The following is a 24,123-nucleotide window of genomic DNA, read 5'->3' as shown; positions in this document are numbered from 1 at the left end:
GCTGGAGCCGGTCGCCGCCGTCCTCGCCGCCGCCGTCGGTGCGGTGGGCGCCGTGGCCGTGGTCCGGTTCGAGGACCTCGCGGAGCTCTTCGCCGGCCCCGTTCCCGACGCACGCTGACCTACGAACCGCATTCAGAGGACTATTGAGGGGTAAGGCGAACGTGTCCCTGACGCGGGCGAGGCGCCGGCCCGCGTGACGCGACACCGCACTCGCGTGCCCAGACACGGATCTCGCGTGCTTGGAGACGGAACTCGCGTGCTCAGACGCCGCACACCCGAATGTCGTCGCCAAGCACGCGAGTCCCGTCTCCGAGCACACGAGATCCAGGCCCAAGCACGCGAGTCCCGCCTTCGCGCCCGCAGTCACCCCGGCGAACGACCCCGTTGCCCACTATCCCACTTGAGTTGCGAAAGCCACTTTCGCAACCTTCAACGTTGCGAAAGTGGCTTTCGCAACACCCGCCTCGTGGCCGGACGCAACGATCGGCACCGACCACGCCACCTTTGCCGTACCCCTCGATAAATGCGGTTCGGGTCAGGCGGCGAACACCTGCGAGTCGTCCGCGAAGGCCTTGAACTCCAGTGCGTTGCCCGCCGGGTCCAGCAGGAACATCGTCCACTGTTCACCTGTCTGTCCCTCGAACCGCACGTAGGGCTCGATGACGAACTGGGTCTTCGCGGCGCGAAGCCGGTCGGCCAGCTTCTGGAATTCCGGCACGGTGAGGATCAGGCCGAAGTGGGGGACCGGAACTTGGTGGCCGTCGACGGGGTTGTGGATCCGCTGCGGGCGCTCCGGCGCGACATGCGTGACGAACTGGTGCCCGTGCAGGTTCCAGTCGATCCAGGTCTCGGAGCTGCGGCCCTGGTCGAGGCCGAGCACGTCGCCGTAGAAGGTGCGGGCGGCGGCCAGGTCGTCGACCGGCATGGCGAGGTGGAAGCGCGGGATGGGGGAGTCGAGGACGGTCATACCCAGGGGATCCTTTCCAGCGGGACGTGTTCTTGTCGCAATGTTAACATTAGGACAAAGTGTGGGCCCGCTACGATCGGGCCGCCCAGAGGAAGGATCACGATGAGCGAACCCGGCCGGGTGGTGCCGGCGCGTCGTCGCGGGTTGGCCGACGAAGTCGCCGACCGGGTCAGGGACGCCATCTTCGGCGGCGCCTATCCGCCCGGCGCGCAGCTGCGTGAGGTGGAGCTTTCGGCGGCGCTCGGGGTCAGCCGCGGACCCGTGCGCGAGGCGTTGCTCAAATTGGAGCGCGAAGGTCTCGTTCGCAGCGAATGGCATCGCGGCGCGATCGTCACGGCACTGTCCGAAGTGGACGTCGCCGAACTCGACAGTCTTCGTTCGGCGCTGGAACAACTCGCCGTCCAGCTGGTGGTCGTCAACGCCTCCGACGCGGACCTCGCCGGGATCGACGAGATCGTCGGGCGGATGGACCGGGCGCGTGACGAGCACGAGATGGTGCGTTGCGACATCGACTTCCACGACGCGGTCTACGCGGCTTCGGGACACAGCCGGCTCATCGAGGCATGGCAGGCGATCCGCTCACAGGTGCACCTGTTCCTGCTCACGCGGATCGGCGTGAATTCCGACGGCTACCTGACGAGCATCCCGGCGGAACATCGGCAGTTGGCGTCGGCCCTTCGTGCTCGTGACGGCGAGAAGGCGCTCGAACTGTTCGCGGCGCATCGCGGGCAGGCCCTCGACGTGCTCACCGGGAAGTAGTCAGAGGGCGATGCTCATCCAGCCGGACGGCGCGACGGCCGGATCCTGCAGCCTCAGCCGGACGGCCGTGGCGTTCCGCGTGCGATGCTGCGCGGAATAGAGTTCGAGAGCCCGGTTCCAGGCGAGACGGGATTCCCCGACGTTCCCCAGTTTGTGGTACGCGTCGCCGAGGTTCGCCTGGATTCCCGCCTCGTCGTACGCGCCGGCCGTTTCGTGGACCAGTTCGAGCGCGGAGCGGTAGTAGCCGAGCGCCTTCGCGTGCTCGCCGGCCTGCTGCGCGATGCAGCCGAGACTGTCCAGCGTCACCGCTTCGGCTCGCTGGTGCCGATAGCGGCGAGCGAGCAGGAGCGCCTGTTCGCAGAACCACGCCCCACGTTCGGGGCGCCCGAGCCTGGCGTAGAGCCGTCCCGCCGAATTGAGCGCGTCGGCCTCGCTCATCTTGTCGTGGCCCGCCCGGTAGAGCCGCAGGGAGCGGTGCGCGTGTGGCAACGCCCGGCGCGGCGAGTTCCGCTGATCCCAGAGCCAGCCGAGCGCGCGGTGGACGTCGGCGAGCAGACCGACGGAGTCCGCCTGGCCCGCCAGCGCGAGTGACGCGCGCAGATGGTCGAAGGCGTCGGTGTATTCGCCGACGCGCGCGTACGCGGTGCCGAGTCCGAGATGCGCTTTGGCCAGCGAGACCGGTTTTCCGATCAGCTGGGCCGCGTCGAGCGCGGCCTGCCAGACGGTGACGTCCTCCCGGAGATGACCACGGACGACGTGGAACGCGGTGAGCGCGTCGGCGATGGAGTACACCGCCGTATGCACGCCGAATTCCACGCCTTTCTTCAGCGCGGACAGCAGGCAGGTGTGCTCGGCGTCGAACCACGCCAGCGCGGCGGTGCGATTCTTGAAGGCGACCGGACCACCGGCTTCCGGCGACCTCCCGGGCCGCAGCACGCGTGCCGCTGCCTCGGCGGTGCCGAGGTAGTAGCCGGTCAGCCGTTCACAGGCGATTTCGCGCGCCGCGTCGTCGGCCAGTTCGCTGACCGACAACCGCACCAGGTCGTGGATCCGATAGCGACCGGGTACGTGCTCCTGTAATAGATGCGCGCCGACCAGGGTCCGCAGGACGACGCGGGCCGACGGCCGGTCCAGTCCGGCCAGCGCGGCCGCCCCGGGCAGCCCGATGTCGGGGCCGGGCGCCATCCCCAGCAGTACGAACGCTTGGGCCACTTCGGGTTCCAGTGCGTCACGGGACCAGGACAACACCGTGCGGACGCTGGCGTTCAGATCTCCGGCGTCGAGAGCGTCGAGCCGCGCGTTGGTGTCCCGAAGTTCCTTGGCCAGGATCTCCAAGGGGAACCCGGGTTCGGCCGCCGCTCGTGAGGCGACGATGCCGACCGCCAGCGGTAACCCGGCGCACCAGCGCACGAGTTCGTCGACGGCGCCGGATTCCGCTTCGACGCGGGACTTCCCGAGATGACGGGCGAGCAGTTCCCTGGCGCTCGTCTCGGCGAAGAGGTCCAAACCCACCGGTCCGGCGCCGAGTACACCGAGACCGGCCAGCCGGTTCCGACTGGTCACGAGCACGGCGCAGCTCTCGGTCCCGGGCAGCAGCGAACCTACCTGCGCGCTGTCGCGCGCGTTGTCGAGCAGGATGAGCAGCTTGCGGTCCGCCACCAGACTGCGGTAGAGCGCGACCTGGCCGTCTTCGTCGACCGGGATCGCGGACGGGGCGACGCCGAGCGCGTCGAGGAAACCCCGCACGGCGACCATCGGCGGCATCGGTGTGCCGGACGGGTCGAAGCCCCGCAGGTTCACGTAAAGCTGTCCGTCGGGGAAGCGGTCGATGTTCTGGTGCGCCCAGCGCAGGGCGAGCGAGGACTTTCCGATACCTCCGGGGCCGATGATCGTCGCCACCGGCATCGTCTCGCCCCGCACTTCGACGACGTCGGTGACAGCCGCCATTTCCCGGTCCCGGCCGACGAAACACCTCGGCGGCGCGGGAAGTTGCCGGGGGACCGGGGTCTGCCGCGACGTCCGGTGTTCCGGTGGCAGCCGTGGCGCGGGAAGGCAGGGCTGGACGACGTCGAGCCCGGCGTCCGCGGTCAGGATGCGCTGATGCAGTTCGCGGAGTTCGGCGCCCGGGTCCGCGCCGAACTCGTCGGCGAGACGGCGTCGCGTGCGCTGGTAATGGTCCAGGGAATCGGCCTGCCGCCCGGCGCGGTAGAGCGCGAGCATCAGCTGCGCGGCCATCCGTTCGTCGAGCGGGTGGGCCGCCGCGCGTGCGGAGACCTCGGGCAGCACCGAATTGTGCGAGCCCAGGCACAGCGCGAGGTCGGTGCGGTCGAGTTCGGCGGCGAGACGTTCGGCTTCGAGGGTCTGGCGCATCGTCGCGCACCAAGGAGTGTCGATGTCGGCGAAGGCGTCACCACGCCACAGATCCAAGGCCTCGTCGAGCAGGACCTCGTCGTATCCGGCCGGATCCCCGCCCGAACGGGCCCGGGCGAGCAGGGAACGGAAACGGTGCAGATCGACGGCGTCCGGATCGACCCGCAGGACGTATCCGCTCGCCTGTCTGCCGATCTCGACGTCGCCCGCGCCGGCCAAAGCCTTGCGCAGCCGGGAGAGGTAGCTGGCGAGCGAACGATGGGCGCGGTGCGGTGGCCGGTCCGCCCAGACCCGTTCGGCGAGCTGATCGGTGGAAACCGGCCGGTTGGCGTCGGCGAGAAGGGCGCCGAGCACACAGCGTTGCAGGGCATGGCCGAGGTCGACGGCTTGGCCGTCGACGAAGGCCTCGATCGTGCCGAGCACTCGGAACCGGACTGTCACTTCGCCCCCAGATTCGTCTTTGTCCGTTCCTGGATACAGGTCACCACTTTGTCGACGGCAGTTTTGCCGTCACCTCGGTGTTCAACATCCGCTCAACAGACGCTCAGCCGCGCCCGGGCACGGTTGTCCTGCCCATGAACCGGGCGAGGAGAAAAGGGAGATTCCATGCGCAAGAGTGTCGCCGCCGTTCTCGTGACCGCGGCCACCGTGGCCGGGATGGGCTTCGCCGTCACGCCCGCCAACGCCGCGGGCAGCTGCAGCTCGGGCAACATCTGCCTGTTCGAGAACAACGACTACAACCAGGGGAACACCAACCACTGGCGGGACTTCCGCGGCAACGTCCGCAACTTCAACGACTACAACTGGGTCGGGTCCAACGACAACATGGACAACGAGACCAGCTCGATCAAGAACCGTCGCGGGTGCACCATCACCCTTTACCAGCACATCGCCTGGGAAGGCGCGAACAGCGACTTCTCCAACGGGGCCAACGACGGCTTCCTGGCGAACAACTCGGTCGGCGACAACCGCGCGTCGTCCATCGACAGCTGGTGCGACTGATCCGAATGACTCCGCAGGGCCTGGCTCCCCAGTCCGGGCCCTGCGGTCCTTTCCCGGAAGGCTCTGCAACGCGATGACTTTCCTCAAACGCGGTTCGTTCGCCGCGGTCGTGATCGCGGCCGCGCTGTTCCCGCTCGCGGCGTGCGCGGGCGAAGACGAGGCGCCGCCCGCGCCCGCCGCCCCGGCGTTCCGTCTCGCGCTGCCGTTCGACCGGTATCAGTGGACGCCGCAGGAGAAGCAGACCCGGGAACTGGCGCGCTACCGCCTGGTCGGCCAATGCGTGCGCGACCAGGGCATCGACTTCACGATGCCGGAGCCCAAGCCGGCGTCGGAGGCGGCGGGCTTCTACGACAACAGCAGGCGTTACGGGGTGCTCGACGAGGGCCTCGTCGCCACGTTCGGCTACCACCTGCCCACGACCGACGAGGGCAAGGAACGCGGCAAGAAGAACAACAAATGGAACGGCGAGGTCCCCCGGGACCAGGAACTGGCGATCTACGGCACCGGTGAGGACGATCCCGGCTGCTACGGCAAGGCCGACGCCGAACTCGCCGAGAACGTGCCCGCGGCCGACACCGAGTGGCTCGGTGACCGGAACGAGCAGTCCCTCAACGAGACCGAGGAGGCCGGCGCCGTCGTCCGTGCCAAGGCGGCGTGGAAGGACTGCATGGCTCGCGAGGGGTACTCCTACGACGTCCCGCGGTCGGCCAGCGGCGATCCGAAATGGAAGCTCGAACTGTCGAAGATCGGCGAAGAGGAGCGAAAGGTCGCGCTCGCCGACGTTCGGTGCAAACATTCCACCGGGCTGGTGACCGCCTGGAGGGACGCCGAGACGGCCTGGCAGAACCGGCTGATCCAGGCCGAGCCCGAGCGGTTCCGGCAGTTGCAGGCGGCCAAGGAAGCGACGCTGGCGGCCTCGCGGCGCATCGCTTCGTGACCCGTCCCCGACGTGAGGAATCAGCGTGAAGACCCTGCTCGGTGTGCTGTCGGTGGTGTCCGTGCTGGTGAGCGGCGGGACGGCCGCCGCCGATACGCCGTTCGCGTCGGCGGTCTTCAAGGCCACGCACAACAGCTATTCGGGGAACGTCGAGGGCGCGAAGAACTCGCTGCCCTATCAGCTGGACCGCGGCGTCCGGTACCTCGAACTCGACATCCACGACAACGGCTACGGCTCGTCGGGTGACTACGGCGTCGGGCACGACAGCCCGGGGCATCAGGTCGACCACAGCGGTGGGAACCCCGCGTCGAACGGCCTCCGGGAGTGGCTCCGGACCGTCGACACCTGGTCGGCCGCGCATCCGGACCACGCGCCGATCGTGGTCATGCTGGATCTCAAGGACGACCTGACCGACAACGCGTCGTTCGCGGCGGGGAACCTGTCCGCGCTCAACAAGGAACTGGCCGGGGTCTTCGGTTCGAGGCTCGTCCTCGCCAAGGACCACCCGTCGGGGCTGCCTTCGGTCGACGCGCTGCGCGGGAAGGTGCTGACGCTGCTCTCGGGTGACGGCAAGAGCCGCACCGAATACCGCCGCGACGTCGGCTACCACCCGGCCGTCGCGCTGAACGGGCGCGGGCAGATCGTCGAGGTGCACGATTCCGGGTCGGGCTCGCTCTGGTACTGGACCGGCACCTACGGCGCGGACGGACGCGTGACCTGGCTGCGGCACGGCCGGTTCGACACCGGCAAGACGCCCGCCGTCGCGCTCAACGACAACGGTCAGCTGGTCGAGGTGCACGATTCCGGGTCCGGCGCGCTCTGGTACCGGACCGGGAAGCTCGGCTCGGACGGGGAGATCACCTGGTCGATCAGCCGGAAGTACGACTCCGGCGTGCTGCCGACCGTGCGGTTCACCGATCCCGCGTCGACCACCGTCCGGGAGATCCACCGCAGCCAGGGGAGCAGCCAGAACTGGGCGTGGAAGGGCGTGTTCGACGGGGACGGCGTCGTCTGGAGCGGGAACGCGAAGACGTCCGATGCCCGGTACGACGTCACCGTCGCGACGCGGGGTTCTTCGCGGGTCTCGGTGTGGACCGGTGCCGACGGGGCGTCGTCCGCGCAGACTCTGCGGTACTCGACGGACCGGGTGACCGGGCAGCGGATCCGGTACGAACAGACCGCCTTCGTCGAGTTCCAGGAGGGGAACAGTGCCGAGCTGAAGCAGGACGCGCTGTTCTACGCGGCGCCGGCCGGGAGCAAGTCGTTCATCACGGCGTCGAGGCAGGCCGGGCGGGTCGTGCGGGGCTGGGACTTCGACTCGGCCGGGCAGGCGACGTCGCCACTGGCGAACTATCCGGCGACGAACCGGCCGTACGAGGGTTGGTACCTGGAGCTGACGGCGGGCGCGGTGCGGTAGTCCAGGGATCGCAAGTCCGTGAAGGCCTCCTTCCCTACTCTCAAGGTAGGTAAGGAGGCCTTCACGGACGTCTGGAGGCGGGACCTCGACCCTGGGCGGAACCCCCGGCCGGGTAGTACGGTGCCAATCCACCGATAACCCGGCTGACGTGGCAATCGCCAACCCCGGCGCCACCGGGGACGAAATGGCGTTCAGGGGCTTGACGGCAAGCTTGACCAAGGCTTAACTCAAGCCCTGAAATAAGGCGTGTCCCGTGTCACACACGGGTACGCGGCTTGGCCACTCACCCCGAGGACCATCGATGCGAATCGGAAAGATCGCTCCCGCGCTCGTCCTGGCGCTGGCGGCCGCCGCCACGACGGCGTGCGGCGGCGACACGTCGTCCAGCGCTCCCAAGGAGCTCGTGTACTGGGCGTCCAATCAGGGCACCAGTCTCGACAACGACAAGGCAGTCCTGCAGCCCGAACTCGACAAGTTCGAGAAGGCCTCCGGGATCAAGGTCAAGCTCGAGGTCGTCCCGTGGACGGATCTGCTCAACCGGATCCTCGCGGCCACCACCTCCGGTAAGGGCCCGGACGTGCTCAACATCGGCAACACCTGGTCGGCCTCGCTGCAGGCCACCGGGGCGTTCCTGCCGTTCGACGACGCGGCGCTGGAGAAGGTCGGCGGCAAGTCGCGGTTCCTCGGCCCGTCGCTGGCGGCCACCGGGGCGAACGGTCAGCCGCCGGTCGGCGTACCGCTCTACGGTCAGGTGTACGGCCTCTACTACAACAAGAAGCTCTTCGCGGAGGCCGGCATCACCAAGCCGCCCGCCACCTGGGAGGAGCTCGTCGAGGACGGCAAGAAGCTCACCAAACCCGACAAGGGCCAGTGGGGTCTCTCGCTCCAGGCGGGCCAGGTCACCGAGAACAGCCACCACGCGGCGATCCTCGGCGCCCAGCAAGGCGCGCAGTTCTTCAGCCCGGAAGGCAAACCGCAGCTGGCCTCGGACCCCTCGGTCGCGGCCGTGCAGCAGTTCGTCGACCTGATGCAGAAGGACAAGATCGTCAACCCGTCCAACGCGGAGTACGCCGACACCGCCAAGTCTCTCAAGGACCTGTCCGACGGCAAGGCCGCGATGTTCATGAACCAGGCCTCCGCGGGCTCGTTCAAGAACATCGGGATGGACATGGCCAACCTCGGTGTCGCGCCGATCCCGCTGCCCGCCACCCCACCCTCGGCGGGCCGGAAGGTGACGAGCTTCGTCGCGGGCATCAACATGTCGGTCTTCAAGGGCACCAAGAACCCGGACGCCGCACTGGACTTCGTGAAGTTCATGGTCTCGGCGCCGGAGCAGGCGCTGCTCAACAAGACCTACGGCTCGCTGCCGACCGTCCAGGACGCCTACAGCGACGCGGCGTTCCAGACCGAGGACGTCAAGGTCTTCCAGAGCGTGCTGGCGAATTCGTCCGAGCCGATGCCGCAGGTGCCGCAGGAGTCGCAGTTCGAGACGCTGATCGGCACCGCGATGAAGGCGATGTTCGCCGACGTCGCCGCGGGCAAACCCGTCGACGGCGCGAAGATCCGGGACCAGCTGAACCAGGCGGATCAGCAGATCGCGGCCGGTAGTTGATGCCGACCACGCTCGACAGCGCCCCGGCCGTGAAGGCGGCCGGGGCGCCCGGACCCCAGCGCACCCGGCGTAAACGCCGCCGGGTCGCGCTGCCGTATCTGCTGCTGCTTCCGGCGATCCTGCTCGAACTGCTCGTCCACCTGATCCCGATGCTCGCCGGGCTCGCGATGAGCTTCTTCAAGCTGACGCAGTTCTACATCCGGGACTTCACCTCCGCCCCGGCGGCGGGGATCGACAACTACAAGTTCGTCCTGGACTTCGACTCCGCCGCGGGCAAGGCGCTGCTCGACTCGTTCTGGATCAGTGTCCTGTACACCGTCCTCTCGGTGGGGTTCTGCTGGCTGTTCGGCACTTCCGCCGCCGTGCTGATGCAGAAGGACTTCCGGGGACGCGGCGTGCTGCGGACCCTGTTCCTGGTGCCGTACGCGCTGCCGATGTACGCCGCGGTGATCACCTGGTCCTTCATGTTCCAGCGCGACACCGGCCTGGTGAACAGTCTGCTGGGCACGGATTCCTTCTGGCTCATCGGGGACAACAGTTTCTGGTCGCTGGTGGTCGTCTCGGTCTGGCGCAACTGGCCGTTCGCGTTCCTGATCGTGATGGCCGGGCTGCAGAACATCCCCGGGGAGCTCTACGAGGCGGCGGCGATCGACGGAGCGGGCTGGTGGCGGCAGTTCCAGGCGATCACCCAGCCGATGCTGCGGCCGGTCAACCAGGTGCTGCTGCTGGTGCTGTTCCTGTGGACCTTCAACGATTTCAACACGCCGTATGTCCTCTTCGGAGCGTCCGCGCCGAAGGAGGCGTCCCTGATCTCGATCCACATCTACCAGAGCTCGTTCGTCACCTGGAACTTCGGCCTCGGCTCGGCGATGTCGGTGCTGCTGCTGGTGTTCCTCCTGATCGTCAGCACCGTCTACTTGGGACTGACCTCGCGGAGGAGGAACGCAGGTGTCTGAACCTCGCTGGGTCCCGTGGGCCCGCCGCTTCGTCCTCGGCTTCCTCGCCCTGTTCACCCTGGTGCCGCTGTACGCGATGGTCTCGTCGTCGCTGAAACCGCTCGGCGACGTCCAGGGTAAATGGGAATGGTTCCCGACGACGCTGACCATCCAGCCGTTCTTCGACATCTGGGACACCATCCCGCTCGCCGAGTACTTCATGAACAGCCTGGTCATCTCGGGTTCGGCGGCGATCCTCTCGGTGCTGATCGCGATCTTCGCGGCGTACGCGCTGAGCCGCTACCGGTTCCGCGGCAAGAACTTCTTCAAGATGACCGTGCTGTCCACGCAGATGTTCCCCGGCATCCTGTTCCTGCTGCCGCTGTTCCTGATCTTCGTCAACATCGGCAACGCCACCGGCATCGTCCTCTACGGGTCGAGGCTCGGGCTGATCATCACCTATCTGACGTTCTCGTTGCCGTTCGCCATCTGGATGCTCGCCGGCTACATCGACTCGATCCCCAAGGAACTGGACGAGGCGGCGATGGTCGACGGCACGGGGCCGATCGGCGCGCTCGTCCGGGTGGTCATCCCGGCCGCCATGCCGGGCATCGTCGCGGTGGGGATCTACTCGTTCATGACGGCCTGGGGCGAGGTCCTGTTCGCGTCGGTGATGACCGACTCCGGCACACGGACCCTCGCCGTCGGTCTCCAGGAGTACTCCACGCAGGTGCAGGTGTACTGGAACCAGGTCATGGCCGCCTCGCTGATCGTCTCGGTCCCGGTCGTCGCCGGATTCCTGTTGCTCCAGCGCTATCTCGTCGCCGGGCTCACCGCCGGCGCCGTGAAGTAGCGCGCCAGATCCCGTCCACGTCGCTTCGTCCGAGAGAGGTCTGCCTTGAATCTGCACCTACCCGCCGATTTCCTGTGGGGTGCGGCCACCGCCGCGTACCAGGTGGAAGGCGCCGTCGACGTCGATGGCCGCCTCCCGTCCATCTGGGACGACTTCGTCCGGGTCCCGGGTGCCGTCCTGAACGGTGACACCGCCGACGTCGCCTGCGATCACTACCGCCGCTGGCCCGAAGATCTCGACATCATGAAGCGACTGGGCCTGGACGCCTACCGCTTCTCGGTGGCTTGGCCCCGCGTGATCCCGACCGGCCGCGGCGAGGTCAACGCGCGCGGACTCGGATTCTACGACCGGCTGGTCGACGCGCTGCTCGAAGCCGGGATCCGGCCGTTCGCCACGCTGTTCCACTGGGACCTGCCCTCGGCGCTGCAGGCGAACGGCGGCTGGCCCGAGCGCGACACGGCCTACGCCTACGCCGAGTACGCCGCCGTCGTCGCGGCGAAGCTGGGTGACCGGGTCAAAGACTGGAACACCGTCAACGAACCCCTGTGCTCGGCCTGGCTCGGTTACCTCGAAGGCCGGTTCGCGCCCGGTGTGAAGGACCTCAAGCAGGCCATCCACGCCTCACACCACCTTCTGCTCGCGCACGGGCTGGGCGTGCAGGCGATCACCGCCAACGCCGCCGAACCGGCGAACATCGGTCTCGTGGTCAACCTCAGCGGCATCGAGCCCGCGTCGGATTCCACCGCGGACGTCGAGGCGGCGGTCCGGATGGACGGCCACGTCAACCGCTGGTGGCTCGACCCTTCGAACGGGCGCGGCTACCCGGCGGACATGATCGAGGTCTATGGCGTCGAGCCGCCGGTGGTCGGCGACGACCTCGAGGTGATCTCGGCCCCGGTCGGCTTCCACGGGCTGAACTACTACTTCCGCCAGATCGTCGAGGACGATCCGGACGGTGCCGCGCCGCGCGCCCGTCAGGTGCCGGTGGAGGGTGCCGCCACCACCGCGATGGGCTGGGAGATCCACGGCCAGGGTCTGGCGGATCTGATCCACCGTCTCGCCAACGAATACGGCGCGCGAGCCATCTACGTCACCGAGAGCGGCGCGGCCTTCGACGACAAGGTCGCCGAGGACGGCTCGATCGACGACGCCGACCGCGTCGCGTACCTGGAGGAACATCTGGGCGCGGTGGCCGGTGCCGCAGAAGCTGGTGCGCCGGTGAAGGGCTACTTCGCCTGGTCGCTGCTCGACAACTTCGAGTGGGACAGCGGGCTGAGCAAACGGTTCGGGCTGGTCCGGGTCGATTACGACACCCAGGTCCGCACGGTCAAGGCGAGCGGCCACCGTTACGCCGAGATCATCGCCGAGCACCACGGCCGCCCGGAGTTCCTCGCTTAGTGGATGCTTAGCGCCCTCTGTGAGAGTCCACCCCACTCCGGGTGTCGATCCGAGGAACAGAGGTCGAAGACATGGCAGTGAAAGAGAACCTGAAGAAGCTGGCGATCGTCGGGGCATTGGCCGCCACCGCCTCCGGCACCGTGCTGACGGGAACGGCTTCCGCGGCACAGGAGAAGGTGTGCAGCGGTAGTTACTTCTGCAACATCACCGATGGCGGTGGCACCTATGTCGGGTACGTGGATGCCTACCGTGGCACCAGGACCCAGGGGATGTACGGCTTCTTCGAGGTGTTCGCACCCGGCGAGGCTCCCCGGACGGGCGTGACGGACAGAGCCACCACCAAGCGCTTCCCGATCAGGAAGTCGTACGGCGGCGGTCTGATCTGCCTGCGGTTCTTCGAAATGGTCGCGGGCGCGGCGAGGGAGCGCGGCGCGGCGGCCTGCACGTCCATCCCGATCGGCTAGTCGTCCGGCGGTTCGTGCGGGCGGATGGATCCGGTGCCCCGGATTCGTCGCCCGCTACGAACGGACGGCTCGCGAAACCTCCTAGGGTCGCCTTGAACGAGGCGATCCTAGGAGGCGAAGCATGCGGACACTCTTGCGTGGCGGTCGTGTCATCGACCCGGCGACGGGCTTCGACGGTACGGCCGACGTGCTGGTGGTCGACGGGGTGGTCACCGCCCTGGGGGAGGGTCTGCCCGCGGAACCGGGCGATACGGAGATCGACGTCTCCGGGCTCGTCGTCGGACCGGGGTTCATCGACCTGCACAGCCACGTGCACACCATCGCGGGCCAGCGGCTGCAGGCGATGGACGGCGTCACGACCGCGCTCGATCTCGAAGCCGGGCTGATGCCGATCGAGCGCGCCTATGCCGAGGCCGCCGCGGCGGGACGTCCACTGCACTACGGTTTCTCCGCGTCCTGGGGTTCCGCTAGGGCCCAGGTGCTCGCCGGGATCGAGCCCGACGCCACTATCGACAGCGGCCTCGCGGTGCTCGGGAATCCGGCCTGGCAAAGGTCTTCCTCGCCGACCGAACTGGCAGCGTGGTTGTCCCTCGTGGAGGGTGAACTGGCCGCGGGCGCGCTCGGGGTCGGTGTGCTTCTCGGCTACGCGCCCCTCACGGACCCCGGTGAGTTCCTGGCGCTCGCCCGGCTCGCCAAGGCGGCCGGGGCGCCCACGTACACGCACGTTCGCGAACTGGTCGAGGTCGACCCGGCGACGCCCGCGGACGGCTCCGAGGAGATCGCGATCGTCGCTGCCGAGACCGGCGCGGCCATGCACCATTGCCACGTCAACAGCACGTCGGGGCACCACATCGACCGCGTGCTCGCCGCGCTGGAGTCCGGCCGCTCGGCCGGTTCGCGGGTGACCGTGGAGGCCTACCCGTACGGGGCGGGCAGCACCGGCATCGGCGCGGCCTTCCTGTCACCGGAACGGTTGAAGATGAAGGGGCTTTCGCCGTCCAGCGTGATCATGCTGGAGTCGGGGGAGCGCATCGCCGACGAGGGGCGCCTGCTGCAGGTGCGTGCCGAGGAGCCGGGTGCGCCGTGCATCCTGGAGTTCCTCGACGAGAGCAACCCGCGCGACCTCGCTTTGTTGAACCAGGCGCTCGCGTTCCCCGACGCCATCGTCGCCAGCGACGCCCTGCCCGTGTACTGGAAGAACGGCACCAGCGAGAGCACGGAATGGCCGCTCCCGCCGGGCGGCGCGACCCATCCGCGGACGGCAGGGACCTACGCCAAGACGCTGCGCCTGATGGTGCGCGAGAGCAAGGCTTGGACCTGGGTGGAGGCGTTCCGGCGCTGTTCGTATCTGCCGGCGCGTGTTCTCGACGAGGTCGCGCCCGCCGCTCGGGCCAAGGGCCGGCTCGGCGTCGGGGCCGATGCGGACATCGTCGTGCTGGACCCGGACAGCGTTACCGACGCGGCGACGTACTTCGATCCGACGAGGCCGTCGGTCGGCGTCCGGCATCTGTTCGTTTCGGGCGTTCCCGTTGTCACCGAAGGAAATCTTCGCACGGACGCGTTCCCGGGCAAGCCGCTGCGGGGTGAGCCGCGATGAACGACCTGATCGCCGACATCGAGACGCTCATTCGGTGCGAGTCCCCGTCGTCGGATCACGACGCGGTCGCCCGCAGCGCCGAAGTGGTGGCCGCGGTGGGCGTGAGGCTGCTGGGGGTGGAACCGGAGCGGATCCTCGTCGACGGGGTCACCCATCTCCGCTGGCGGTTCGGCGACGGGCCGCCGCGCGTGCTGCTCCTCGGCCATCACGACACCGTGTGGCCCCACGGTTCGCTGGAGACGCATCCGTTTTCCGTGCGGGACGGCGTACTGCGCGGCCCCGGCTGCTTCGACATGAAAGCCGGGGTCGTGATGGCGCTCCACGCCGCCGCGACGGTTCCCGATCGTGACGGACTGTCTATTCTGGTCACCGGCGACGAGGAGATCGGCTCGCCGTCGTCCCGTGGGCTGATCGAGGAAGAGGTCCGAGGCTGCGACGCGGCGTTCGTCCTGGAGGCCTCGGCTGACGGCGGCGCGCTGAAATGCCGACGCAAAGGCGTTTCCCACTATCGGATCGAAGTCACCGGCCGTGCCGCGCACGCCGGACTCGAACCGGAGAAGGGGATCAACGCGGGGATCGAGATCGCGCATCAGATCCTCGCGGCGGCCGCGATCGCCGATCCCGAAGCCGGTACGAGCGTGACACCCACGGTGGTCTCGGCGGGGACCACGGTCAACACCGTGCCCGCCGCCGCGAGCGTCGCGATCGACGTCCGCGTATGGAACGAGGCCGAACAACTCCGCGTCGACAGGGCCATGCGGGAACTCGGCCCGGTGCTGGAAGACGCGGATGTCCGGGTCACCGGCGGCATCAACCGTCCGCCGCTGGAAGAAGGCGCGTCGGCGGGACTGTTCGCGCTGGCACAGGAACTGGCGGGCGAACTCGGTCTCGGCGAGCTGACGTCCGCGTCGGTTGGTGGCGCGTCGGACGGCAATTACACCGCGGGCGTGGGGATCCCCACCCTCGACGGCCTCGGCGCCGTCGGCGGCGGGGCGCACGCGGACCACGAACACGTCGTCGTCGCGGAACTGCCGCGGCGTACCGCTCTGCTGACCGCGCTCGTCGAAAACGTCCTCGCGAAGCGGGATCCGTCCGGAACGACGAATCCCGCGGGCGAATCTGGTACGGCACGACGGTGACTCGGATCGGTGACCGGGAAAGGATCATCCCGTGACGAATCTTGCGACGAACGCGGAAAGCCTGGTCTCCCGGGAGGTGCGCGACGAAGCAGTCGCCGCCGCGCGGGCGGCGGCGGTGGCTTCGCGCGTCGAAATCCGCGAACTCACCGAGATCGCCGATCTGGCGGCGGTGGTCGGCCTGTTCGAGTCGATCTGGAAGACCGCGCCCGGTGCGCGCCCGGTGAGCACGGAACTGCTCCGGGCGATGTCCACGGCCGGGAACTACGTCGCGGGCGCGTTCGAGCACGGCGAACTCCTGGGGGCCTGTTTCGGATTCTTCGGGAATCCGGGCAAGGCGAGTCTGCACAGTCACATCGCCGGGGTCGCCCACGCGGGGGCGGGCCGGGGGATCGGGCAGGCGCTCAAATTGCACCAGCGCGGCTGGGCGCTGCAGCAGGACGTCTCGGTGATCACCTGGACGTTCGACCCGCTGGTACGCCGTAACGCCTATTTCAACCTCGGGAAACTCGGCGCGCACCCGATCGGCTACCTGCCCGACTTCTACGGGCCGATGGAGGACAGCATCAACGGCACGGGCGACACCGACCGCCTGATGGTCGGCTGGGACCTGACGAGTCCCGAGGTACGGAAAGCCGCGTTCGGCGAACCCGTCCTGATCGACGCGGAAGTCCTGGGCGCGGCGAAGGCGCTCTCGGTCGCCCCCGACGGCGGCCCGATCGTCTGTGCCACCGATTCGCCGACCGTGCTCGTCGCCGTCCCGTCCGATATCGAACGCTTACGCCGCACCGATCCCGGCCGCGGTACCGCTTGGCGTGTCGCGCTGCGTGAAGTCCTCGGTGGACTGATGGCGGACAACGCCCGTGTCACCGGTTTCGATCGTGCCGGCTGGTACGTGATCTCGAAGGAGCAGTCGTGAAACTCAGCGGTGTGGAACTACGCCGGGTCCGGATGCCGCTCGTGGCCCCGTTCCGGACGTCGTTCGGGACGCAGTCCGAACGGGAACTGCTGCTCGTCCGCGCGGTGACGCCGTCGGGCGAAGGCTGGGGCGAGTGCGTCGCGATGGAAGCCCCGCTCTACTCCTCGGAGTACAACGACGCCGCCGAGCACGTGCTGCGGAACCACCTCATCCCCGCGTTGCTGGAGGCCGGTGACGTCACCGCCCACAAGGTGACGCCGCTCCTGGCGAAGTTCAAGGGACACCGGATGGCGAAGGCCGCCCTGGAGATGGCCGTCCTCGACGCCGAACTCCGGGCGCACGAGCGGTCTTTCGCAGCCGAACTCGGGTCCACTCGCGACTCTGTGGCCTGCGGCGTTTCGGTCGGGATCATGGACTCGATCCCGCAGTTGCTCGACGTCGTCGGCGGCTACCTCGACGAGGGCTACGTCCGCATCAAGCTGAAGATCGAACCCGGCTGGGACGTCGAGCCCGTGCGCCAGGTGCGGGAGCGCTTCGGCGACGACGTGCTGCTCCAGGTCGACGCGAACACCGCGTACACCCTCGGCGACGCGCCCCTGCTGGCCCGGCTCGACCCGTTCGACCTCCTGCTGATCGAGCAGCCCCTGGAAGAGGAGGACGTGCTCGGCCACGCCGAACTGGCGAAGCGGATCCGGACCCCGATCTGTCTCGACGAGTCGATCGTCTCGGCGAGGGCGGCCGCGGACGCGATCAAGCTCGGCGCCTGCGAGATCGTCAACATCAAGCCGGGCCGCGTCGGCGGCTACCTCGAAGCGCGCCGCGTGCACGACGTCTGCGCGGCGCACGGCGTCCCGGTGTGGTGCGGCGGGATGATCGAGACCGGACTGGGCCGCGCGGCCAACGTCGCGCTCGCCTCGCTGCCCGGCTTCACGCTTCCCGGTGACACCTCGGCGTCCGGCCGGTTCTACCGCACCGACATCACCGAACCCTTCGTGCTGGAAGCCGGGCATCTGCCGGTGCCGACCGGGCCGGGCCTCGGCGTGACTCCGATTCCGGACCTCCTGGACGAGGTCACCAAGACGAAAACGTGGATCGGTTCGTAGCGCGCTACGAATTCCGGGGTTAGATTTGGTCGGATCGGACCAGTCGGTTCGGTGAGACCGGGTTTAACTTCGGGGGGTGCTGACACCGGTGCCCAGCAAGCCGCATACGAGTCTGGGGCGCGTCCTCGAGGACCTCGGGGACGTGCTCCTGGAGCCGATCGTGCTCGGCCGGACCACCCGCAAGCAGCTCGGTGGCGTGGTCATCCACGATCCGCACGACGAGTCCGAGTTTCCCGCCAAGGCCGTCGTGCTCGGCGTCGGGGTGCGGGAGCAGGACGAGGTCGCCCGCCTGTTGCACGACGTGGGTGCGCGCGGCGCGGTGGCGCTCGTCGTCCGCTCTCCCGTCACCCCGACGCCGGAACTCAAACGCGCCGCGGACTCGTCCGGCGTCGCCCTCCTCGGGCTCGCACGCGGCGCTTCCTGGGCTCAGCTGGCCGCTCTGCTCCGGACGTTGCTCGCCGAGGGAGACGTCGGCGACGTGTCGCCGCAGACGCTCGGCGGAATGCCGTCGGGTGACTTGTTCGCGCTGGCCAACGCGATCGCCGCGCTCCTCGACGCGCCGGTGACCATCGAGGACCGCAACTCGCGGGTCCTCGCCTTCTCCGGACGTCAGGACGAGGCGGATCCGTCCAGGGTCGAGACGATCCTCGGCCGCCAGGTGCCGGAGCGGTTCACCCGCGGTCTGGAACGGGACGGCGTCTTCGACAGGCTGTATCGCGAGCACACGCCCGTGTACGTCGACCCGCAACGCTACGACGACAACGAGATCGCGCTTCCTCGGGTCGCGCTCGCCGTCCGGGCCGGCGACGAGGTGCTGGGGTCGATCTGGGCGGCGGTGCGCGAGCCGCTCAGCGAGGAACGGACGCAGGCGCTGATCGACGCCGCGAAACTCGTCGCGCTCCACATGCTCCGCCTGCGGGCGGGCGCCGACGTCGAACGGCGGTTGCGTGCCGACCTGGTGAGTACGGCGCTCGAAGGCGGCGCCGGCGCGCCGGAGGCCATCGCGCGGCTCGGTCTGCTGGGCCAGCCGTCGATCGTGCTCGCCATGGGCCTGCTCGGCGCGCCCGCCCCGGACGACGACCTCCGCCTGGTCGCGGACCGACAGCGGGTGGCGGACGCGCTGGCCATGCACCTCAGCGCCGTCCAGCCGCGGTCGGCCGTCGCCCTCGTCGGCGACGTCGCCTACGGCATCGTCCCCATGCCGGGCAGCCACGGCGACTGCCAGGAACGTTCGACGCGGGTCGCGTCCACCTTCCTGGAACGCACCGGGCGGCGGGCGGCCGCCGCGATCGGGATCGGTCCGCTCGCCCTCGACGCCTCCGGCCTGCGTGCCTCCCGCGACGGCGCGGACCGGGCGTTGCGCGTCCTGCTCACCAACGGTGGCGCCAAACGCGTCGCGTCCGTCGAAGACGTCCACGTCGACGCGCTCATGCTGGAACTGGCCGACCTCGCCGCCGCCAGGGGAGACGTCGCGACCGGGCCCGTCGCGCGGCTGCTCGCCTACGACGTCCAGCATCAGTCGCAATTGGTGCACACCTTGCGCTGCTGGCTGGACGCCTTCGGGGACATCGGCGCCGCTTCCGCCGCGGCCTACGTCCATCCGAACACCTTCCGCTACCGGCTGCGGCGGCTCGCCGAAGTCGGGGAGATCGATCTCGACGACGCGGGGGAGCGGTTCGCGGCCATGCTGCAACTGCGCCTGCTGCCCCGTGACGCCCGGACCGGACCGCCCGCCGCCGAAGAATCCTGACCGGTGGCCGGGTTGGTCGACCCGGCCCGAAAGACCTCCGGATGTTCGTGTGATCGCACGAACCCCGCCGGAACGGTCCTGTTCAGAATGAGTGATCGGCGCGACACCGCAGCGTCGTTTTCTTTTCTCCCAACGTTTCCGCGGAGGCGCCATGACGACAGTGGTCAAAGAGGACACCTGGACAGCGCGGCGGATCAACCGGACGGCGCTCATCACCATGGTGGTGATGCTGTTCGCCTGGTCGGTCGACTACATCGACCGGTTCTCCATCGGGATGGCGCTACCGATGATCGGCGCCGAATTCGATCTCAGCAAAACCCAGCAGGGCTGGCTCGTCACCGTCTTCGCCCTGGTCTACATGGTCTGCCAGATCCCGGCCGGTTTCCTCGCCGACCGTTACGGCTCTCGCGGGCCGATGCTGGTCACGCTGCTGATGTGGTCGGTGTTCACCGCGGCGACCGGGATGGCGGGCACCTTCGGCATGCTGCTCGTATTCCGCGGGCTTTTCGGTGTATGCCAAGGACTCTTCCCGGCCGCGTCGTTCAAGGCCGTCGCGGAGCGGACGACACCCGCCAACCGGGCGACCGCCACCGGCGTGATGCTGGCCGCCGGCGGGGTCGGCGCGGGGCTCGCGCCCTTGATCGTCGGCCCGCTCCTGATGGCCGTCGGCTGGCGGCACACGTTCTTCTGGATGGCGGGGATCGGCGCGCTCGTCGGTGTCGTCGTCTGGGCGATCCTGCCCAAGGCACTGCCGAAGTCGCTGAGCAGCCTCCCGCGCGACGAGGCCGCTCCGCCCGAGGTGACGCGCAAGCAGGTGCTGAAATCCGCGGTGGTCTGGAAGTTCACGCTGTTGTTCTGCGCCACCAACATGCTGAACTACGGCCTGATCACCTGGGTGCCGAGCTACCTGCTGGAGGCGCGGGGCCTGACCCTGAACCAGACCGGTGTGCTGGCCGCGATCCCGATGCTGGTCAGCATCGGCACGACCATCCTCGGCGGCTGGCTGTTCGACCGCTACTTCCACGACCACGGCCGCTGGTACCTCGGTTCGATCGCGCTCGTGACCGTCGTACTGCTGATCCTCATGGTGAACGCCGAAACCACCGCGGAATTCACCCTGTACGAGACGCTGGCCCTCGCGGTCTTCGGCATGGCGACGATGTGCGTTTTCGGTCTGCCGCTGCGTGTCCTCCCCACCGCGGTCACCGGGATCGGCATGGGGGTGATGAACTTCGGCGGCCAGGTGGCCGGCGCGGTCGCCCCGGTGGCGATGGGTTTCCTCGCCGACGCGTTTTCCTACACCGCCGCGTTCAGTTTCCTCATCGGCACCACCATGATCACCGCCGTGATGGCGTTCTGGGTTCCCCAGACGCCGGCGCAGTTCAAGTTCTCTCCGGCGAGTCCTCAGTAGACAGCAGGGCGCCGGTGGCGTTTCTCGTGCTTACCCCGTGGCCGCTTGGTCCCGCGGAAGGGGTTGCGAAAGCCACTTTCGCAACCTTCAACGTTGCGAAAGTGGCTTTCGCAACATCTTCGCCCCACTTCCCCTCTGCGCCCTCACCCCGCTCACGACAGGAGCCTCATGACCAACGTGTCCGAAACCCTCGAAGCGATCAACGACCGCGCGAAGGAGGTGGGAGTCCGGGTCCGGTTGCACGCGGCCGAAATCGACGGCACGCGGCGGATCGGCGTCGATGAGGACGCGCCGGTCGTCACGGCGTCGGTGTTCAAGGTCCCGATCGCGCTCGAACTGGCGAGGCAGGCCGCGGAGGGCGTGCTCGACCTCGGCGAGCCCGTCACCGTCCCACCAGGACATCCGACACCGAGCCCGTACGGCCTCGCGACCTTCCGGCACGAGGTGACGATGTCCTGGCACGATCTCGCGATCCTGATGATCGGGATCAGCGACAACGTCGCCACCGACCTGATCCTCGCGAAGGTGGGGAAGGCGAACGTCGACGAAACGTTGCGGCGTCTGGGTTTCGAGGTCACCAACGTCCCGCAGGACTGCGGTGAGGTGCTCGGCACCATCGGCGAGGATCTCGGGATCTCCTACGAGGACGACGAACGGCTGCTGACCGAACTCCCGATGGAGCGGCTCACCGCGTTGCGCGCGTTGCGGCCGGCGGACACCTGCGCCACGACCGCCGAGGAGATCACCCGGCTGCTCGGGATGATCTGGCGCGACGAGGCCGCCTCGTCCACGGCGTGCGCGGACGTCCGGCGCTGGATGGAGCTCCAGGTGTGGCCGCACCGGCTGCGGTCCGGGTTCCCGGACGACGCGATCGGGGTCAGCGGCAAGACGGGAACCCTGCCGTCCGTGCGCAACGAGGTCGGCGTGGTCGAGTACCCGGATGGGGGCCGTTACGCGGTAGGGATTTTCACCGACGCCGTCGACGCGCGGTCGAGGGTGCCGGAGCGGGACGCGTTCATCGGCTTCGCCGCCGCGCGGGCGGTCGAATGGCTCAGGCTTCCCGAGGCCGGGAGCGAATGATTCGTCCTCCCGGATGAATTTTCCCGTCGCTCTCGTCGTTCCGCACGAACCGGTGACGCCCGTCACCGCCCTAGCATTCCGGAAACGCCGGTCCACCCCCACCCGGACATGAGGTCGCATATGTCGAAACTCTCCGAAATCGATGCCTGGCTCGACCAGAACCTCCCCGCCCTGCTGGCCGAACACCAGGTTCCCGGCGCGGCCGTCGCGGTCTTCGCGAACGGCGAGGTGATCGACCACGCGGCCGGTCTGCTGAACACCGGCACCGGTGTCGAGTCCACAGTGGATTCCCTCTTCCAGATCGGGTCGATCACCAAGGTGTGGACGACCACGCTGGCGATGCAGCTCGTCGACGAGGGCATGCTCGACCTCGACAAGCCGGTCCGCGACTACCTGCCCGAGTTCGTCCTCGCCGACGACGACGCCGCCGAGCGGATCACCGTCCGGCAGCTGACCTGTCACACGTCCGGATTCGAGGGGGACATCTTCACCGACACCGGCCAGGGCGACGACTGCGTGGCCAAGCTCGTCGCGACGCTGTCCGACGTACCCCAGCTGTTCGGCCCGGGAGAGATGTTCTCCTACAACAACGCCGGCTACTGCGTGCTCGGCCGGATCGTCGAGGTGCTGCGCGGCAAGTCTTACGACGACTGCCTGCGCGACCACCTCTTCGCGCCGCTCGGACTGACCCACTCCGCGGCCGGTCCCTACGACGCGATCCGTTACCGCGCCGCGATCGGCCACCTCCAGCCGACACCCGAGGACGCGCCGGTTCCCGCGCCGGCCTGGGCGCTGACCCGGTCCAACGCCCCCGCCGGCTCGCATCTCGCGATGCGCCCGCGTGACCTGCTGACCTTCGTGCGGATGCACCTCAACGAGGGCCGGGCGGACGACGGCACGCAGGTGCTCAAGCCCGAGACCGCGCGTGCCATGTGGGAGCGGCAGGTGGAACTGCCCTACCTCGGCCTGATGGGCGGGGCGTGGGGGCTCGGCTGGATGATCTTCGACTGGGACGGCGGGCCGGTGATCGGCCACGACGGCGGCACCATCGGCCAGTCGGCGTTCCTGCGCGTGGTTCCGGGCAGCAACGTCGCCGTCGCGCTCCTGACCAACGGCGGGAAGCCACTGCACCTCTACCTGGACATCTTCCGGAAGGTGCTGGGCGATCTCGCCGGTGTCGAGGTTCCCCCGCTGCCCGAGCCCAACGCCGCCGAAGCCCCGGCCGACGCGTCCCGTTTCGTGGGCGAGTACTCCTCGCAGGTCGCGGACATCGTCGTGAGCCAGGACGAGGACGGTGCCCTCTGGCTGGAACGGACACCGAAGGGCATCTTCGCCGAACTCGGTGGGCCGCCGGAGAAGAGCAGGCTCCAGGGTTACAAGGGCGACACGCTGGTCGCCGAACACGACGGGCTGGGCCTGCACATGCCGCACGCCTTCGTCGGTGACGACGGCACCGGCCGCGCGCTGTTCGTCCACACGGGCCGTGCCGACCGCCGGGTGAACCGGTGACGGCGATCGCCGCCGAGATCGAGGCCGTCTTCGCGAACGCGGGGGCACGCGGTTTCGTACATGCCCGCGAGGTCGGCGTGTCCGGCGGACCCGAGGTCGGCGTCGGCGCGGACGACCCCGTCGTGCTGGCCTCGGTGTTCAAGATCCCGGTCGCGGTCGCCTTCGCCCGGGAAGTGGCCGCGGGAAGACTCGACGAAACCGAACGGACTCGCGTCACCGCGCGGTACCGGATCGGCGGGATCGGCACCGCCGGCTGCGCCGACGACGTCGAGATGAGCTGGCGCGACCTGGCGCATTTCATGCTGACGATGAGCGACAACGCCGCGACCGACGTGATCTATCACCGGGTCGGACAGGCGGCCGTCGACCAGGTGCTCGCCGACCTCGGGCTCACCAGGACACGGCTGATCGGCTGCTGCGAGGACCTGTTCGCCTCGGTGATCGCCGACCTCGGCGCGAAACCGGACGACGATCTGGAAGCCGTCTTCGCCGGGGCCACCGAGGAACAGCTGTGGAAGCTTTCGGTGGTGGACCCGGAGCGCACCACCTCCTCGACACCGCGCGAGACCACCGCGCTGCTCGACGCCATCTGGACCGACCGCGCGGGTGACCCGACCGCCTGCGAACGGGTCCGGACGATCATGGCGCAGCAGATCTGGCCGCACCGGATCTCGTCCGGGTTCCCGGCGGGGGTCGCGATCGCGGCCAAGACCGGAACCCTGCCCGCCGTCCGCAACGAGGCGGGTGTGGTGACCCATGTGGACGGTCGCCGCTACGCCGTCGCCGTCTTCACCCGAGCCGAATCCCTCGCCGACCGCCTTCCCGCGGTCGACGCCGCGATCGGCGAGGCCGCCCGCCTCGCCGTCGACCACCTCCGCGCGCAGACCTGACCCCGTAGGAGAAC

The 24,123-nt window shown here is 68.7% G+C and carries 20 protein-coding genes; 18 read left to right on the top strand and 2 right to left on the bottom strand.

Annotated features, from left to right (window positions below):
* Window positions 1-535: 535 nt before the first annotated feature.
* Window positions 536-967 carry a VOC family protein gene (locus H5J31_RS20435; protein ID WP_181774212.1) on the bottom strand — a complete coding sequence of 144 codons (432 nt, stop codon included), beginning with the start codon at window positions 965-967 and terminating at the stop codon, window positions 536-538.
* Window positions 968-1,069: 102 nt separating this feature from the next.
* Here H5J31_RS20435 and H5J31_RS20430 point away from each other — a divergent pair, with 102 nt between their 5' ends.
* Window positions 1,070-1,726 carry a GntR family transcriptional regulator gene (locus H5J31_RS20430; RefSeq protein WP_181774211.1) on the top strand — a complete coding sequence of 219 codons (657 nt, stop codon included), beginning with the start codon at window positions 1,070-1,072 and terminating at the stop codon, window positions 1,724-1,726.
* Here H5J31_RS20430 and H5J31_RS20425 read toward each other — a convergent pair whose 3' ends face one another.
* Entirely contained in the window at window positions 1,727-4,537 is a 2,811-nt protein-coding gene (locus tag H5J31_RS20425) for an AfsR/SARP family transcriptional regulator (RefSeq protein WP_181774210.1), read from the bottom strand. It abuts the gene before it with no gap.
* Window positions 4,538-4,702: 165 nt separating this feature from the next.
* Here H5J31_RS20425 and H5J31_RS20420 point away from each other — a divergent pair, with 165 nt between their 5' ends.
* The 17 genes from H5J31_RS20420 (at window position 4,703) to H5J31_RS20340 (ending at window position 24,109) form a co-directional block, all read left to right on the top strand.
* Window positions 4,703-5,098: a peptidase inhibitor family I36 protein gene (locus tag H5J31_RS20420; protein WP_181774209.1), complete on the top strand. Its 396-nt coding sequence runs from the start codon at window positions 4,703-4,705 to the stop codon at window positions 5,096-5,098.
* 73 nt (window positions 5,099-5,171) lie between these two features.
* Complete coding sequence (locus H5J31_RS20415; RefSeq protein ID WP_181774208.1) at window positions 5,172-6,035, top strand: hypothetical protein; 864 nt, start codon at window positions 5,172-5,174, stop codon at window positions 6,033-6,035.
* A 25-nt stretch (window positions 6,036-6,060) separates the two neighbouring features.
* Window positions 6,061-7,452 (top strand): PI-PLC domain-containing protein, encoded by a 1,392-nt coding sequence (locus tag H5J31_RS20410; protein WP_328701570.1) that lies wholly within the window; start codon window positions 6,061-6,063, stop codon window positions 7,450-7,452.
* A gap of 301 nt (window positions 7,453-7,753) precedes the next feature.
* On the top strand, window positions 7,754-9,064 hold the full coding sequence (locus tag H5J31_RS20405; RefSeq protein WP_181774207.1) for an ABC transporter substrate-binding protein: 1,311 nt from the start codon (window positions 7,754-7,756) through the stop codon (window positions 9,062-9,064).
* Complete coding sequence (locus H5J31_RS20400; protein WP_181774206.1) at window positions 9,064-10,020, top strand: carbohydrate ABC transporter permease; 957 nt, start codon at window positions 9,064-9,066, stop codon at window positions 10,018-10,020. Before H5J31_RS20405 ends, H5J31_RS20400 begins: the two co-directional genes overlap by 1 nt.
* Window positions 10,013-10,852 carry a carbohydrate ABC transporter permease gene (locus H5J31_RS20395; RefSeq protein WP_181774205.1) on the top strand — a complete coding sequence of 280 codons (840 nt, stop codon included), beginning with the start codon at window positions 10,013-10,015 and terminating at the stop codon, window positions 10,850-10,852. Before H5J31_RS20400 ends, H5J31_RS20395 begins: the two co-directional genes overlap by 8 nt.
* Window positions 10,853-10,897: 45 nt before the next feature.
* On the top strand, window positions 10,898-12,250 hold the full coding sequence (locus H5J31_RS20390; protein ID WP_181774204.1) for a GH1 family beta-glucosidase: 1,353 nt from the start codon (window positions 10,898-10,900) through the stop codon (window positions 12,248-12,250).
* A 71-nt stretch (window positions 12,251-12,321) separates the two neighbouring features.
* Window positions 12,322-12,714 carry a hypothetical protein gene (locus H5J31_RS20385; protein ID WP_236005296.1) on the top strand — a complete coding sequence of 131 codons (393 nt, stop codon included), beginning with the start codon at window positions 12,322-12,324 and terminating at the stop codon, window positions 12,712-12,714.
* A gap of 121 nt (window positions 12,715-12,835) precedes the next feature.
* Entirely contained in the window at window positions 12,836-14,311 is a 1,476-nt protein-coding gene (locus tag H5J31_RS20380; RefSeq protein ID WP_181774203.1) for an amidohydrolase family protein, read from the top strand.
* Entirely contained in the window at window positions 14,308-15,450 is a 1,143-nt protein-coding gene (locus H5J31_RS20375) for a M20 family metallopeptidase (RefSeq protein ID WP_181774202.1), read from the top strand. The genes H5J31_RS20380 and H5J31_RS20375 overlap by 4 nt, the downstream gene beginning before the upstream one ends.
* Before the next feature lie 31 nt (window positions 15,451-15,481).
* Window positions 15,482-16,366 carry a GNAT family N-acetyltransferase gene (locus H5J31_RS20370; RefSeq protein ID WP_181774201.1) on the top strand — a complete coding sequence of 295 codons (885 nt, stop codon included), beginning with the start codon at window positions 15,482-15,484 and terminating at the stop codon, window positions 16,364-16,366.
* On the top strand, window positions 16,363-17,469 hold the full coding sequence (gene menC, locus H5J31_RS20365; protein WP_181774200.1) for an o-succinylbenzoate synthase: 1,107 nt from the start codon (window positions 16,363-16,365) through the stop codon (window positions 17,467-17,469). Before H5J31_RS20370 ends, menC begins: the two co-directional genes overlap by 4 nt.
* Before the next feature lie 76 nt (window positions 17,470-17,545).
* Entirely contained in the window at window positions 17,546-19,219 is a 1,674-nt protein-coding gene (locus tag H5J31_RS20360; protein WP_181774199.1) for a PucR family transcriptional regulator, read from the top strand.
* A gap of 151 nt (window positions 19,220-19,370) precedes the next feature.
* A complete protein-coding gene (locus H5J31_RS20355; protein ID WP_181774198.1) occupies window positions 19,371-20,630 on the top strand; it encodes an MFS transporter in 1,260 nt (419 codons plus the stop codon).
* A 168-nt stretch (window positions 20,631-20,798) separates the two neighbouring features.
* Window positions 20,799-21,710 (top strand): serine hydrolase, encoded by a 912-nt coding sequence (locus H5J31_RS20350; RefSeq protein ID WP_181774197.1) that lies wholly within the window; start codon window positions 20,799-20,801, stop codon window positions 21,708-21,710.
* A gap of 120 nt (window positions 21,711-21,830) precedes the next feature.
* A complete protein-coding gene (locus H5J31_RS20345) occupies window positions 21,831-23,219 on the top strand; it encodes a serine hydrolase domain-containing protein (RefSeq protein WP_181774196.1) in 1,389 nt (462 codons plus the stop codon).
* Window positions 23,216-24,109 (top strand): serine hydrolase, encoded by an 894-nt coding sequence (locus H5J31_RS20340; protein ID WP_181774195.1) that lies wholly within the window; start codon window positions 23,216-23,218, stop codon window positions 24,107-24,109. Before H5J31_RS20345 ends, H5J31_RS20340 begins: the two co-directional genes overlap by 4 nt.
* Window positions 24,110-24,123: the final 14 nt, after the last annotated feature.

The sequence above is a fragment of the Amycolatopsis pittospori genome (genome assembly GCF_013870525.1).
Taxonomy (GTDB): Bacteria; Actinomycetota; Actinomycetes; order Mycobacteriales; family Pseudonocardiaceae; genus Amycolatopsis; species Amycolatopsis pittospori.
The sequence above is the reverse complement of the archived record's forward strand: the minus strand, read 5'-3'. Positions and strand labels throughout refer to the sequence as shown.

Coding starts and splice junctions, on each gene's coding strand:
- H5J31_RS20435 (WP_181774212.1), bottom strand. CDS start 967: ATGACCGTCCTCGACTCCCCCATCCCGCGCTTCCACCTCGCCATGCCG.
- H5J31_RS20400 (WP_181774206.1), top strand. CDS start 9,064: ATGCCGACCACGCTCGACAGCGCCCCGGCCGTGAAGGCGGCCGGGGCG.
- H5J31_RS20430 (WP_181774211.1), top strand. CDS start 1,070: ATGAGCGAACCCGGCCGGGTGGTGCCGGCGCGTCGTCGCGGGTTGGCC.
- H5J31_RS20355 (WP_181774198.1), top strand. CDS start 19,371: ATGACGACAGTGGTCAAAGAGGACACCTGGACAGCGCGGCGGATCAAC.
- H5J31_RS20415 (WP_181774208.1), top strand. CDS start 5,172: ATGACTTTCCTCAAACGCGGTTCGTTCGCCGCGGTCGTGATCGCGGCC.
- H5J31_RS20420 (WP_181774209.1), top strand. CDS start 4,703: ATGCGCAAGAGTGTCGCCGCCGTTCTCGTGACCGCGGCCACCGTGGCC.
- H5J31_RS20380 (WP_181774203.1), top strand. CDS start 12,836: ATGCGGACACTCTTGCGTGGCGGTCGTGTCATCGACCCGGCGACGGGC.
- H5J31_RS20405 (WP_181774207.1), top strand. CDS start 7,754: ATGCGAATCGGAAAGATCGCTCCCGCGCTCGTCCTGGCGCTGGCGGCC.
- H5J31_RS20350 (WP_181774197.1), top strand. CDS start 20,799: ATGACCAACGTGTCCGAAACCCTCGAAGCGATCAACGACCGCGCGAAG.
- H5J31_RS20375 (WP_181774202.1), top strand. CDS start 14,308: ATGAACGACCTGATCGCCGACATCGAGACGCTCATTCGGTGCGAGTCC.
- H5J31_RS20385 (WP_236005296.1), top strand. CDS start 12,322: ATGGCAGTGAAAGAGAACCTGAAGAAGCTGGCGATCGTCGGGGCATTG.
- H5J31_RS20345 (WP_181774196.1), top strand. CDS start 21,831: ATGTCGAAACTCTCCGAAATCGATGCCTGGCTCGACCAGAACCTCCCC.